Here is a 13684-nt window from a genome sequence, read left to right on the forward strand (position 1 = left end):
CGGTGATCGACGGGGCGCCACCGCTTACGCGGCGGCGCCAAACAAAAACTGGGGAAATTTACTTCGACGAAAATGAGGAGTATCTATCCGACGCTGACAATTGCCCAAACGTCAATGTCGAGATGCCACCCGCAAGCAGCTATGACGACCTGCTCGACAAGGAGGTCGCATGAGCACGCATGCTTACGATGCCGGCCGTCTCGCCTTGATGCTCAATGAACTGCGCCTGCCGACCATCGCCCGCCTTTGGCCCGAGTTTGCGGAGCGCTCCGACAAGGAAGGCTGGCAGGCCACACGCTTGATCGGCGCATTGCTCGAACACGAACTGGCCGAGCGGGCCAAACGGCGCATTGAACGACATCGTGCAGAGTCGCATCTGGACCCGACCAAGACGCTTGCGACCTTCGACTTCAGCATGGTGCCGATGGTTTCAAAGGCACACGTCATGGCGCTCGCGACCGGCGATTCGTGGCTTGAGAAAGGTGCCACGGCGCTCCTGTTTGGTCCGCCTGGGGCCGGCAAGAGTCATCTAGGTTCGGCCATCGGACACGCGTTGATTGACGCCGGCTACCGGGTGCTGTTCACGCGTACGAGCGAGCTCGTACAGAAGCTGCAGGCTGCGCGCCAGAGCCTACAGTTGCCTTCAGCTCTTGCCAAGCTCGACCGCTTCGACCTGATCATCCTCGACGACCTGTCGTACGCCTGTAAGGACCAGGCCGAAACAAGCGTCCTGTTCGAGCTGATCGCCGAAAGATACGAGCGCCGCAGCCTTCTGATCGCGGCCAACCAGCCCTTCTCGGGATGGAATAACGTGTTTCCGGATCCCGGCATGACTGTCGCTGCGATCGACCGACTCGTCCACCATTCGACGATCTTCGAGATGAACGTCGAAAGCTACCGTCGTCGCGCAGCCAGCGACAAACAGAACAACCGTCGCCGACAATCATCCAGCGACAAACATCAACAAGGAGCGACAACCATGACCGGATAACGATCGACAATCATCCCGGTCGACCGGCCAAGATGGTTGTCGGTAAACCGGCCGTGCTGCTTGACGCTGTCCATTCGGCCTTTGCCCGGCCTGCCCGTGATCCGTGACCTGATCGTCGATATGACTTCGTTCTTCAACCAGTATCACTCGGTGATGCCGTATCTGATCAACGATACGCCGCCCCCGGAGCGGGAGCGCCTGCAAAGTCCCGAAGAGCGCGACCAGCTCGACGGCCTGTACGAGTGCATCCTCTGCGCGTGCTGTTCAACAGCCTGCCCGTCGTACTGGTGGAATCCGGACAAGTATGTCGGACCGGCTGGCCTGCTGCAGGCCTACCGGTTTCTCGTCGATTCGCGTGACATGGCCACCCAGGCGAGACTGGACAATCTTGAAGATCCGTACCGGCTCTTTCGTTGCCGCACAATCCTGAACTGCACCGACATATGCCCTAAAAACCTGAACCCCGCGTATGCAATTGGCCAGATCCGATCGATGCTCGCGCGCCGCGCGGTGTAATGCCCGTCACATGTCCGCTATCGTGTGCTTGCTGTCGATCGAATCCGCGCGCGACACGCGACCTGACCTCCAGGTCTTGCTGGCCCAACGTCATTGCTCGACCGCGCAAGTGTCGGGCGCCGGACAGACGCCAGGCGTGAGTCGGCGCACAACTGAACTTTGCGATCGAGCCCGCCTGCGTCGACGCCAATCCGTCCGCGAGTTCATCGAAACCCGTTAGAGACCGACCATGAGACCCGTTGCCCATCCACACGGCCCACGACTGACACCCGGGCCGGTCGCCGGTATGCGGCAGACGCGCCCCCGTCGGACAGCCGGTCAGCAGCAGGACGGCCTGAAGCAGTGGGAGCCGTCTTTCCCTGCGCTGGATACGGTCGATATGGCTTCCGACCAGTCATTTCCGGCTAGCGACCCACCGGCGTGGATCTGGCGATAGGTCGGTTGCGCGCTATCCGTTTCCCGCCATGGTCCAGGTTTCCGGCGTCGTGCGGAATATACTATGGCAACACGCACGGCAGACAGGCCGGCGATCCACACACGTTAGTTGTCCTGCCCGGCCTGTACGTCAAGGAGAGACGAGGTGGCCATATCACATCTTTCGTCGGAGGGCTTGTGGGGGTTCGCTGGTGAGCGACGCAAACTTCATGACGATGACCTGGAAATGAAGTGGCCGGAATAAGCACTCGCGTTCTTCGCTCGATGCGTTTTGGTTGACGTGCGTGCCTGTCAAGCATGTGTGCCGCACCTGCCACTCGGTCCTCGTCCGATCGTGCGTGCGGGAGTGGACGCGCGCATCCTGCTTGTCGGACAGGCGCCGGGCGCGCGTGAACGCATCGTGCATCCCGTGGGACGACGCGAGTGGCGACCGTCTTCGGAACCTGCTCGGGATCGACGCGACCACATTTCACGACGAGTCGCAGGTCGCGATTATTCCGATGGGCTTTTGTTATCCCCGAAGCGTCAACGGCGGTGACAAGCCGCCGCGTCGCTAGTGTGCACAGCTGTGGCTGGACAGCCTGCTGGAAAAGCTGCCGAAGATTCAATTGACCTTGTTGATTGGCCAGTAGGCAGCTCAGCATTTTCTCGGCGCCCGTCTCAGGTCGTCGATCACTGAAACAGTCAGGGAGCGGTGGCCTCGTTCGTTCAGATAGGATCTGCGAGTTTTAAGTGGAATCGCTGAGGCAATCAAGCTGCCGATTTTATCGCTGGCAGCGTGGCGAAGTATGCTTCATCCGGTGTCTGATCGGCGAGCCTCGAATGAGGCCGACTCTGGTTATACCAGTTAAGGTAACTGCCGATCGAGCGGCGAGCGTGCCCGACCGAGTCGTATGCTTTCAGATAAACCTCTTCATATTTGACGCTGCGCCACACCCGTTCAATGAACACGTTGTCACGCCAGGCACCCTTTCCATCCATGGACAGAAGAACATTCCGGGTGAGCACCGCGTCGGTGAATTCGGTTGCGGTGAACTGACTGCCTTGGTCCGTGTTGACGATCTCAGGCAGCCCGTATTTCGCAAACGCCTCCTCCAGCGCCTCGACTGCATGGCAACTCTCCAGCGTGTTCGCCACTCGGTGCGCTAGCACCCGGCGGCTCGCCCAGTCCACTACGGCAGTCAGATATACGAAGCCTTTGGCCATCGGGATATAGCTCGTGTCGAGCGCCCAGACCTGGTTGGCCCGGTCGATCTTCCGGTTGCGCAGCAGGTACGGCCAAATCTTGTGGGCGGCATGTTTGCGGCTCGTGTTTGGCTTGCGATACAACGCCTCGATGCCCATCCGCTTCATCAATGTGCCGACGTGCCTGCGTCCGACAATGATGCCTTCGCGACGCAGCAGCCGTGCCAGCATTCGCGCCCCTGCAAATGGATGCTCAAGGTGCAGCTCGTCAATCCGACGCATCAAGTTCAGGTCCGCTTCGCTGACTCCACGCGATTGGTAATAGGCGCTCGACCGGCTGATACCTACCAGCCGGGCCTGCTGTGTCACCGGCAAGGCGTGGTCACGATCGATCATCGCCTTACGCTCAGCAGTCCCGCCTTGCTGAGCGCGCTTTCTAAAAAAACATTCTCCAGCGTCAACTGCCCGATCTCCGCGTTCAGAACCTTCACGTTAATTGGCGGTGCCGCCGGCGCCGCGTTGCCCACTTCGAACACATCGGCAACCCGCTCTTGCAGTTGCTTCTTCCAGTCCGTGATCTGGTTCGGATGGACGTCAAACTGCTGGGCCAGCTCCGCCAGCGTCTTGTCGCCCTTGAGCGCCGCGAGTGCCACCTTTGCCTTGAACGCCGGTGAGTGTGTCCGTCGGTTTCGTTTCATCATCTTCTGGTTCCTTGATGCCGGCCATTATGACCGACTTAGGCCCCAGCTTTTCCACTTAACGAACTGTCCGAATTCCCGCCGCCACCTCTGTCGGGCCGACTCGGCTGCTTACTCGACGGAATCCGGTCGACTCGCACGAAAGTTGAGAACTTCCGCCAGCGTTCCGCCCACATGTAAGGATGAGCCCCAATTGCGACTAGGTTTTAGATCGTCCCCTGTATCGACGGTAATCGATGGTGGGGATCGCCCGATGGCAATGCTCCTTCTGGGAATGGGATGGAATAAAGCGATTTCACGCGGCGGCAAAGGTGTACAGTGAGTAGACGGCCTTCGCGCCGTCGGTTGGTTTGAGAGGTAGGTATGCGATTAGATACCAACGCGGCAATTCCTTTCGCGGAGAATGAGACCGCTTACAACCCGGACCGTCGGGCGCGGCTCTTCCTTCTTAAAACTGAGGACGCTAGCGGGCCTGTCCAGAGGCACATCAGCTACTCGCTCCGCGATTCCACCATTAGCAAGTGGCGATTTCCTGCTACCGGGATGAAAAATCTGATCGTGGCTCTCCATTTTCCGAATCCGAGCCGCAGCTACGATGCTGCCAGGCATTGCGTGCTTTTCTGGGGATATGACGACTCCAGGGAAATCACCTTCCAGGTGGACCGCGGAACGCTCAACGGCCTGCAACCCACACTGGAATCCGACGAACGGTCCTTTTTGGCGGCCTTCGACGAATTTCGCGAACAGGTACTTGAAATCGCCAAAAGTCGATACGTCCGCGGTCCGCAAAATCGATACTCGATTTAATGAAGGCCGCGCTGCCCTCGCCAAGGGCCGCATTAACCTCGAAGTACTCGGCCGGCGCGGAAGCCGGACCACTGCGCAACGGCTCCTCCGCTGAACGATGGTCCTATCCGGTGGGCGAGCGGCGCTCGACGTGTTGCTTGGCCCCTTTGAGTGAGCCTCTTTTCTTCGACCGGGCACGCCCGCTCAAAGTCAGGAAAAACCGCGACGCTCGACAGCGCCGCGATCGAGAACGACCCGGCAGACCCGCCCGGACTCTTACACCAAACGGACGAATACTAGGAAGGCAGTCATGAAGGAACGATTGGTTGACGTAATAAGTCGCAACGGCACCGTGCTGCACACGTACCCGATTACCTTGAGTGAGTCGAGAGCCGTCGCCGACGACTCCGAATATCAAGCCAAGGCGCTTGAAGCGGCAGCGCACGGGCGGCTTGTTCCTGACGTTGAACTCGGCACTCTGACGGCCAGGATGCATACGGATCGGGGTGGTCAGATGGCTCCCTACGGCGATGACCTGGAGAGAAGCTCGGAAACGAAGCTCGGTTTGGAACAGGCTGTTCGCGAGCGCGCGTACCTGCTCTGGGAGAAGGACGGGTGTCCTGATGGGCGCGCGGAAGAGTATTGGCATCGCGCACTTGATCAGCATCTTCGGGAGCGGGCCTACATTCTGTGGCAGCAGGAGGGAAGTCCCGAAGGGCGGCAAGACGAATACTGGCGTCGGCTTGTCGATTTCCAAGCTCAGTAATTTCCGCGTGGCGGCATCGTAGGCCTTATGGAACGACAACCGCCTAAACAATGTGATCCTCAGATGAATAACGCGGAGCCCTTCTTGCTCTATCTGAGGATGACGCCGGAACCAATAGGCGCTTGATGCCGGAACTTAGGCCCGGATGATCATCATCGTCGCGATGGCCCGACGCTGCCGTGGCCATGGCGGCGAGATCTGGATGGTTGCGCGGCGCTCCGGCGGTCTGCGGGGACATAGATCACAGAAGACGCTGGCGAGCCGCAAAGCGCCACGCCCCGCGAAGGCTCGACGAAATCAAGGCATGGCGGGACACAGTATTGGCGCTCGGCCGGTCGTTGAATAGGTTGCCCACGTTCGTCATCGTTCAATGGCGACCGGACATTGAAACCTAGACATGACGCCAAGACATGGTTGGCCGATCGGATAACTTGAATCAAGGCGGTCGCAGCGCGGTCCCCGAACGATCGTTTCGGTGACGTCAAAGAGGAGATAGGTTGACACATAATCGCCCGGGGCCCAAGCATGACCCCGTAAGGTCGCAACTGAGCCACGCGGACGACCGTGTTCGGCTGAATCATTGGCTGCCGCCGCAGGAAGGCGTGGTGCCCCGGATGCGGATCGGTGAGCGCTGGGTCAACGTATTGTGGGCATTGCCGCTCGCGCTCGTGCTGCTTGTAATGGGCGTGGCCATCGCGCAAGGATTGCGGCAGGTCCCGGCGGTGCAAGTGTTCCTGGTGCGCTACCCAGGTATCCCGCTGTCCGCGGTGGCCGTCAACACGGGATTCCCCGCCTGGCTCAGGCTGCAGCATTTCCTGAACCTATTTTTCATGGCGTTCATCATTCGCGCGGGACTTCAGATTCTCGCCGACCATCCGCGACTGTACTGGAAGCGCGACTGCACGCCCGGTACGGAATGGTTTCGATTTCAAAAGGCGGTGCCCGCCGGCCGGGTGTGGACCGCGAAGGACGATTCGGTGACGCTTCCCGCGTGGCTGGGTATTCCCGGAATCCGTCACTCGATCGGTCTTGCCCGATGGTGGCACTTTTCGATCACACTCCTGTGGATGATCAATGGCATCATCTTTTACATCCTGCTGTTCACGACTGACCAATGGCTGCGACTGGTGCCGACGACATGGGAAGTGATTCCCAACGCGGCCTCGACCGCCGTTCAGTATCTGTCACTTACATTCCCGGCCGATCAGAGTTGGTTGCGTTACAACAGCCTCCAGCAGATCACCTATTTCATAACAGTGTTCGTCGCGGCGCCGACCTCCATCCTCACGGGCTTCATGCAGAGCCCGGCGATTTCGAACCGGCTCGGCTGGATCGGCCGGGCGTTTAATCGGCAGCGGGCGCGTTCGATCCATTTCATCGCATTGTGCTGGTTCCTGTTCTATATCCTCGCGCATGTGACGCTGGTCTTTATCACGGGTGCACGCGTGAATCTGAATATGATGTTTGCCGGCGTGAACGGCGGCAACTGGAGCGGCGTGCTGATGTTCGTTATGGCCATGGTGCTCGTGGCCGTCACCTGGTGGCTGGCGTCGCCGTTTACGCTTCGTCATGCGCGTCGCGTTCAGCAGATCGGCGCGTTCCTGGCCCGGCCATTCAATAACGTCACGCAGTGGTGGGATCCGACGAGCCAACTCACCGAACATGACATCTCACCGTATTTCTGGCCCAACGGCACGATGCCAGCCTCCGACGAGTTCGACCGGCTCGTAGAGGACGGTTTTGCGCACTACCGGCTGAGAATCGATGGGCTCGTCGAAAAGCCGGCAGAACTCTCCTATGCTGAGCTCAAAGCCATGCCGAAGCAGGAACAGATCACCACCCATTTCTGCATTCAGGGATGGTCAGGCGTCGCTAGGTGGGGCGGCGTTCCGATGCGTCATCTCCTCGATGTGGTGAAGCCTACCGTTGATGCCCGTTACGCGGTGTTCTATTCCCTGGCCGACGGCGCCGACGGTGGACGCTACTACGACGTGCACAGCATCGCCAACATGAGGCACGAATTGACGATCCTCGCCTACGAAATGAACGGCGCGCCGCTGAGCGTGCTGCATGGCGCGCCGTTGCGGCTGCGCTGCGAGAACGAACTCGGTTTCAAAATGGTCAAGTGGATTGCCGCCATCGAGTTCGTGCACGACTTTTCCGATCTTGGCGCGGGCCAGGGGGGCTACAACGAGGATCACGAATTTTACGGCTATCGCGTGCCGATCTGAATGACCTTTGAGATGAAAATGATCATCGCGATTACGGCGGGGCTCATCACCCCGGTTGAAAACCATCCGGGTCTCCGCAGCCGCATGGGCGTGAGAAACGTGCCCATGACCTTCGGATTCGACGCCATCAGCATCATCAGCACCATGATCGGCACCGCTGCGACGTCATTGATGAGGGCGCTTCAAAACAGCGCCTTGATCGGGTCGATCGATGTGAAGTCGAGTGCGAGACCCACGATCGCGACGGCGCGCGACGCCTCGAGTGCCGATCGGCCAGCGTGCGACGGCTTCGCACGGCACGGAGTGATTCTTGCTGCCTCATTCGCCGGCTTGTGCAGTTCTGACTCGCACAATCTGTTCCTGCAGAAGCCCGTCGATGCCTTTGCATTGTTGACCGCCATATCCGCGCTTGCGGTCGTTGCTAGTGCAGTTGAGACGACGCAAGTGGATGCAAAACCCGATGAAGAGCGCGGAGACCAACAGTCAGACAAAGCGGATGTGTCGAAGATTCGCGCGACCCTGCGATAACCGTGCCACAACCACATGGTGCTCGTTTTTTGAGCATTTCTCTGGTGGCCCAGACCGTGTACGCGTGGCCGTCGGTAATCTGACGACACGCTGTCTCGGCGGCAGAGTGCGACATTTCGATTGGGCACCACGAAGGTTCAAAAGTCCAGCTCAGAATGGAACATATTGCAAGCACCCATCCGCCCCTCGCGGGCTTCGCGCCTGCATTGATCTCGTAATCGTTTCCGAACCGATAAGCTTGATAACCCGCTTCATGTGGTAGGCGAGCACGTGGAAGCTCCTCTCTGCGCTCACCCGTTCGATCGTGCGCGTAGGAAGTGAGTCGCTCCCATCCAGCCCTTGATCGTGCCGAAGGGATGGTCGACAGTCTGTCCTCGGATGCGCATCATGTCCGGGGCGAGATCACGCCGGCCTGCATCCCTTCGCAATCCTTCGCGCTCCCAGCGCATTCCCGGCGTTCGGTGCTTGGTGTGCATCTGTCTTTCAATGAGCACTGTTGGCACTGCGAGCTCCAGTAGCGATCTTCTCGTATGGCCCTGTAGGATGACTGAATGTAGGCTGAAGTTGGCACACGATACCCGGCACGTTATTGCGAGAAAGCGGCAGAAATGCCTCGACGCTATTCGTCCCGATGCCGCGTGGCGCGGGTTGGTGGCGAAGAGTTTATGGTGCTCCCGCATGAAGCCTTGCGATGCAGCTCGTTCGATCGCCGAGCGCGGCCGGGGCGCCGTGGCCGCGGAGGCGTCCTACGTCGAGACCGGGCGAATCGTCTCCGCTACGGTCAGTTTCGGCGTCTCCGAATTCGGCCGCGACGGCGACACGATCGACACCCTCTTACGAGTCGCTGATGAGCGACTTTACCCGGGCCAAGCACAATGACCGCGACCGTGTGGTGGCCGGAAAGAAGCGTTTAACTAACCATCGCGGCGTATGTCGCTAGTAGAAGTTGTGGGGCATTCACCTCTGACGCTGGTAGGGTGGCTCGGAGGATAAGCGTTGATCTTCCACCGCGCCACCGACTGTGAAGTGATAAAGGCTTTGCCACTCGTGATCCTTGAGCCCAAGCAGCGCGTGCATTTCGTCATCAAAAAAACATCCAATCCCCGTAGCGCGTACTCCAGCGGCTTCGGCTTCGAGGTAGAGCGCGTGGCCGAGCATGCCGCATTCCCAAAATAGATGGCGGTAACGCCAGGGTTCCTGCAGAGCACTTGCAAACCGCGTCAGCATGCCGAGCGCGAAGCAGGAATCGGCCGCGATATTCTGATGACAGGAGATCCACTTTGCAGATGCACGCAAATCGAATGGCAGCAGAAAATAGAGCGGCAGGTGGTCCGGTCCCGTCTTTTCCCATAGCCATTCGGTACGCATTGAGGTCTGCAGGCTCGACCATGCTTCCGGATTTCTAACCAGCACATACAGGCCAGCCTCCAATCCCCCGACGCGATGCACCAATAGCACAGGATGCACCGCGGGGGGAGAGACGAGCGAATTCCACGGCGGTGTGTCAGAACACGTCATCAGGCATTCGAGCATTGCGAAAAACGTGGCGCTGGTGATGCTCGTCGTGCCGTCGAATTCAACAGCGCTACGGCGTTGTCGAGCGACCTGCGCGAAACTGAGGTCAAGGGCGGGCGCCGCTGGCAACCGGCGCCGCTCGGCAGAGGCGGTGCTCAGCTCCCGGGTACGGGACTTGAACGTTGCGATACGGATCGAATCGATATCGGGCCATCGTACCTGTTTCGCGCTTAACTGATTCGCGCATCCGTACCACGCCGCCGCGTCCGAAGCAGACAGCATACGATCGATGTCGGGCCGTCCGTCAGGATGGCCGACCCAGAGCAGAACATCCGGCGACTCTCGTTCGGCGGTCCCGAAATCCTCACTACGGTCCAATCCGAGCAAGCGCGCCACCTCGTCGTCCGCGGGCGCCTCCAATAGCCGCGTTTGCCAACCCAAAGCGGCCGCTACGTAACTTACCGCGGCGATGGCATGGCCGCAATCGTGCTGGCAGTAGCGCCACGCCCGCATGCCGTATTTCCATGCTTCGCGCCAATGAATCGAGCTTAGTCCGACCAGAACACCTTTGCCCGCGAACGCCGTGGTCCACCGCGAGTCATCGACTGCGGCGCGACGTTCAAGCAAATGGTCTCGGCTCAGGTAGTGGTAGATGCCCGCGGGCAGACCAAGCAAATGCGGACATAGCAAATAGCCCTCGGTCGGATGGAGGTTGCCACTCGAAGGGTTGCAGCGCAGCGCCCAACGCGTAGCGCGATAAGTCTTCCATGCCGACAAGCCCAACGACAGCTCGAAAAGGATCGACAGATTACGCAGATCAATTCTGTATGCGAACGGCAGGGCGCCGCAGCGCACATCGTTGTAACGAGTGTGGAACGTGTCCGCGGCTAGCGGCAGATTCACGCGGGGTGCGCCGTGAAACTCCCGAAACGGATTTGGCTGCGCCATCCAGTCGAATTCATGGGGGCCAGGAGCGTAACGGTTGACGCGGTGCTTACTGCGATCATGATATTGAACGAGTGCGTCACTGAAGTGATCCATGCTGCTTTCTGCCCAAGAATGGTCGCCCGGGGAGTTGTTACGAAACCAGATGACTCGACCGTCACGCCCGCTCGTCGTGTTGTGGAACGGTGCGCGCTTCGGCGAACCGCGAGAACCCTCTGGTGGTTCTGTGTCTCGACTGGCTCACGTGCCGCGTTCATGAACGCGGAATGACGTTTAGGGAACTCAACCCCATTTCAGGGGGCTTCGAAGGCGTTCAGAACCTCCGCCTTCAACATCGTGGGGGGCCCCGGTCACGCCAGTCGTTACCCGTCGAGCGTACGAAATATGCATCGGCCAACAAGTTCAAGTGATACCCGATTTCTCGGTCGGGGAAATCGAACGCTGCCTCGAGCGCGGCTTCAACGTCAGATTCGCTCAGATGAGGAGTCTTGTTTCCCTCCAAAGTTTTCAATATTGCCAGTACGCGATTCATATCGCGTTTCACGATTTCCTCCTGACGTAAAGGCGACGATTTAATGGTGTCCGTCGCCCTCGATCGGCACGCGAACATCTCGAAGAGGACGTGGCAGAACACCTGCAGCGCGCACGAGTGCGCCCGCCGTGACATAAATGCGAACGGGATTGGCCTCGTCAAATGACTAGGCGAAATCTCCTTCTGGGTCGTCTGGCATTGTGTGTGCGACGGTGTTTTCATGCTCATCTCGCGCGGCTTCGGACGGCGACAAGGATGGCTCGCCGGAAGGCTTCGGACCTGATCGGCGCGTGGCGTCGGCGGCCAACTGGAGCGCCGTTAAAGCAACGGACGGTGGTTCTTTGTCTTTCAAGGGAAATCCCTGGGTGAAGCTCATATGCCCTCCTCAGGCAGGTAGCGTCGGCATAGCAAAGGCACGGCTGATCGAAACGAGAACAAGGAACGCCTGCACTACGGTGCCTGTCCGCGAGCACGGTGCGCACGGCACATTGACAGGCGACCAAGCGCTTCGAGGCAAGGGTTGCCTCGCGTCGACGAACCGTCCGTGTACGAACTGAAAGCCGCGAGCATTGAGGGTTAATGCACCACGAACGCCAATTCAATTTCATTTCGGGCTTCGAAGACTGTCATTGTCGTTTTTGCGTGTCCAGTTCGTGTAGGGCAGCGGGCGCAAAAACGCGGAGCGAGCTAAATGCCGCTCCCGAGCGGCGGCGTTGACTTGCTCCAGACGACTCTCGCTCAGGCTGAGTCCGAAACCTATCGCTCGTGAGGTCGCCCGCTACATATTGATCTTCACAGACAGCACAAACAGCCAGATTCCTCCCTCGCCGTCTATTTCAAGCTCACGCAACTCCGAGGTATCGCAGGTAGGGGCAGGCGTGAGTTGCTCGGTGTTGTGGTACATCAGTTCCACAGCTTCTGGCGCGTTGCACTCCCGCTCTTCGATCGAATTGCCCGTAACATCGACACCGGAAAATCGGGGAAGCTGGCACGAAAGACCGCGACAGCGTTGCGTTGGACATGAGGATATTGCATGGTTTCGCCCCGCTCGTACCGAGCGCCGCCCGATGATTGCTGCGCAGGCTGCGCAACAGGTACTTCGAGCGCGCGTGCAGACGCTGACACGGTCGTTGCTCATACATCTCATTAGACGCGCTATGCGTGAATACGCAACAACTTTCTGATGCTAGCCGTGGTTCGCGTCATCGCAGACCGCAGGTTAAGATCCACGGCGACAGGGTGAGCGGCTCCGCAGACGCGTGAGCAGATAGTCGTCTTCATGCCAAGCCTATGCGCGGCGCCGCGTAACCGCGGCGGTAGGGCGGTTGACCCTTGCTACGACACCTTTCGAAAAGGTGCAGGCGGGACGGGGGGGGGCGGCTGTGGGCCAAGGAGTCTGCTATGCGCTTTTGAAGCAGGCCTCTCAGTGCCGCTGCCCCGTCCACGTTTAGACGCGTCTCGGCCGAGATGGAATGGACACCGCCCTCCCTCTCGGGAATTCGGCGCGATAAAGGGTCGCCCAGAAGAGCGCATCAATATTCATTCTGCCGCCTGGCCGGTTAAATGAGTGATCAGAGGTATCGGCTGGCGGCGGTCATAACGGCGCGCTACGTGGCAGCTCATTCAGATGCGACCTGTGCGTCGGTTGCGGCGAGCGACCAAATTTTGGGGATGCCCGATAACGTCTTCTGGAGTGGCCTTGGCTACGGGCGGGTCTTCCATGATGTCATCCGTCGACGCCTGTCAGACCAACTGTTCGAGCCTGTCCTTCGTTTCCGAGCTTTGAGCAAGGTGATCGCCTTAAGGCGGCACCTGCTCGCTTCGGCTCGACTTGCAGTCGAGCCGTTAATCCTTCGATTCCACTGACAGGAACAGACGGCCGTGCTTCGTGTAGGCACCGTCCGCTGCATCTACTAATTCCCCGCGCGTGATGGGGCGCGTGGAAAACTGCGCCGCTTCCATTCGAAACATGAACCAGTCGTTGCATGGCAGCGTCTACAATCCGAGTTCGCTTTAAACACGGGCCGCCGGTTACATCCGCACCAAGGACAAATGTTCGTCGTGCCGACCTGCGAGTTCGTGTACGACAGCCAGCGTGATCAGCGCGGATCGCGTCATATGACGTTCTCTTGCGGCCTGATCGACCTGCTCCAGCAGAGTGTCCAGCAGACTGAACTGAATGCCTACTGCTTTCGACGTCACCCGCGCGAGATTGATGTCGACAAACATCCAGATTCCTTCTCCATCGTCCATGTCGAGCGCATGCAACTCCGACCCATTGCAAGTCGGAGCCGGTATGAGTTGCTCGCTGCGGTCATACATCAATTCAACGGCCTGTTTCGCGTCGATCTTTAGTTCGTTCAGTGACTTGCCTATCGCGGCGGCACGAGGGAAATCGGGAAACGTCGCGCGAAATCCGGCGCCGCCTTCGCGGTGTACATAAAGCGGATATTGCATGGCGGCCTCAAATGTGAAGTGCAACACCTGTTTCGTATAAGGTGTTGCGATGCACGAAACAACTCAGTATCAACAGCTTCAACCCGAAGAGCGCCTGAC

Annotated in this window: 10 protein-coding genes and 2 pseudogenes; 8 read left to right on the plus strand and 4 right to left on the minus strand. The window is 59.2% G+C overall.

Annotated features, from left to right (window positions below; translation table 11 throughout):
* Nucleotides 1-169 precede the first annotated feature (169 nt).
* From istB to QCE73_RS38790, 3 genes and pseudogenes are all read left to right on the plus strand, one after another.
* Nucleotides 170-991: an IS21-like element helper ATPase IstB gene (gene istB, locus QCE73_RS38780; protein ID WP_309886084.1), complete on the plus strand. Its 822-nt coding sequence runs from the start codon at nt 170-172 to the stop codon at nt 989-991.
* A 72-nt stretch (nt 992-1063) separates the two neighbouring features.
* A pseudogene (locus QCE73_RS38785) lies at nt 1064-1507 on the plus strand (succinate dehydrogenase iron-sulfur subunit); the annotation flags it as partial.
* A gap of 706 nt (nt 1508-2213) precedes the next feature.
* Nucleotides 2214-2571, plus strand: a pseudogene (locus QCE73_RS38790) (uracil-DNA glycosylase family protein); the annotation flags it as partial.
* A gap of 121 nt (nt 2572-2692) precedes the next feature.
* On the opposite strand, the gene QCE73_RS38795 reads toward QCE73_RS38790, so the two are convergent.
* A protein-coding gene (locus tag QCE73_RS38795; protein ID WP_309886086.1) for an IS3 family transposase occupies nt 2693-3828 on the minus strand; the annotation gives its coding sequence in 2 pieces (ribosomal slippage) (nt 2693-3573 and nt 3573-3828; 1137 coding nt in all).
* A 540-nt stretch (nt 3829-4368) separates the two neighbouring features.
* Between QCE73_RS38795 and QCE73_RS38800 the strand changes: the two genes are divergently transcribed.
* From QCE73_RS38800 to QCE73_RS38820, 5 genes are all read left to right on the plus strand, one after another.
* A complete protein-coding gene (locus QCE73_RS38800; RefSeq protein ID WP_062258833.1) occupies nt 4369-4632 on the plus strand; it encodes a DUF1488 domain-containing protein in 264 nt (87 codons plus the stop codon).
* A gap of 289 nt (nt 4633-4921) precedes the next feature.
* Nucleotides 4922-5377 (plus strand): DUF2934 domain-containing protein, encoded by a 456-nt coding sequence (locus tag QCE73_RS38805; protein ID WP_062259815.1) that lies wholly within the window; start codon nt 4922-4924, stop codon nt 5375-5377.
* 497 nt (nt 5378-5874) lie between these two features.
* Nucleotides 5875-7608: a molybdopterin-dependent oxidoreductase gene (locus QCE73_RS38810; protein WP_309886092.1), complete on the plus strand. Its 1734-nt coding sequence runs from the start codon at nt 5875-5877 to the stop codon at nt 7606-7608.
* A 12-nt stretch (nt 7609-7620) separates the two neighbouring features.
* On the plus strand, nt 7621-8136 hold the full coding sequence (locus tag QCE73_RS38815) for a hypothetical protein (protein WP_309886094.1): 516 nt from the start codon (nt 7621-7623) through the stop codon (nt 8134-8136).
* Nucleotides 8137-8814: 678 nt separating this feature from the next.
* The gene (locus tag QCE73_RS38820) at nt 8815-9015 is read left to right on the plus strand and encodes a hypothetical protein (RefSeq protein ID WP_309886096.1); all 201 of its coding nucleotides are present in this window, start codon (nt 8815-8817) and stop codon (nt 9013-9015) included.
* Nucleotides 9016-9093: 78 nt separating this feature from the next.
* Here the strand turns inward: QCE73_RS38820 and QCE73_RS38825 are convergent, their stop codons facing one another.
* From QCE73_RS38825 to QCE73_RS38835, 3 genes are all read right to left on the minus strand, one after another.
* Nucleotides 9094-10692, minus strand: a complete 1599-nt coding sequence (locus tag QCE73_RS38825) for a nitroreductase family protein (RefSeq protein ID WP_309886098.1) — start codon at nt 10690-10692, stop codon at nt 9094-9096.
* A gap of 602 nt (nt 10693-11294) precedes the next feature.
* Nucleotides 11295-11504, minus strand: coding sequence for a hypothetical protein (locus QCE73_RS38830; protein ID WP_143756851.1), 210 nt, complete (start codon nt 11502-11504; stop codon nt 11295-11297).
* A 1655-nt stretch (nt 11505-13159) separates the two neighbouring features.
* Entirely contained in the window at nt 13160-13585 is a 426-nt protein-coding gene (locus QCE73_RS38835) for a type II toxin-antitoxin system HicB family antitoxin (protein WP_309886101.1), read from the minus strand.
* Nucleotides 13586-13684 lie beyond the last annotated feature (99 nt).

It is taken from the genome of Caballeronia sp. LZ029, from assembly GCF_031451275.1.
In the GTDB taxonomy this organism is placed as follows: domain Bacteria; phylum Pseudomonadota; class Gammaproteobacteria; order Burkholderiales; family Burkholderiaceae; genus Caballeronia; species Caballeronia jiangsuensis.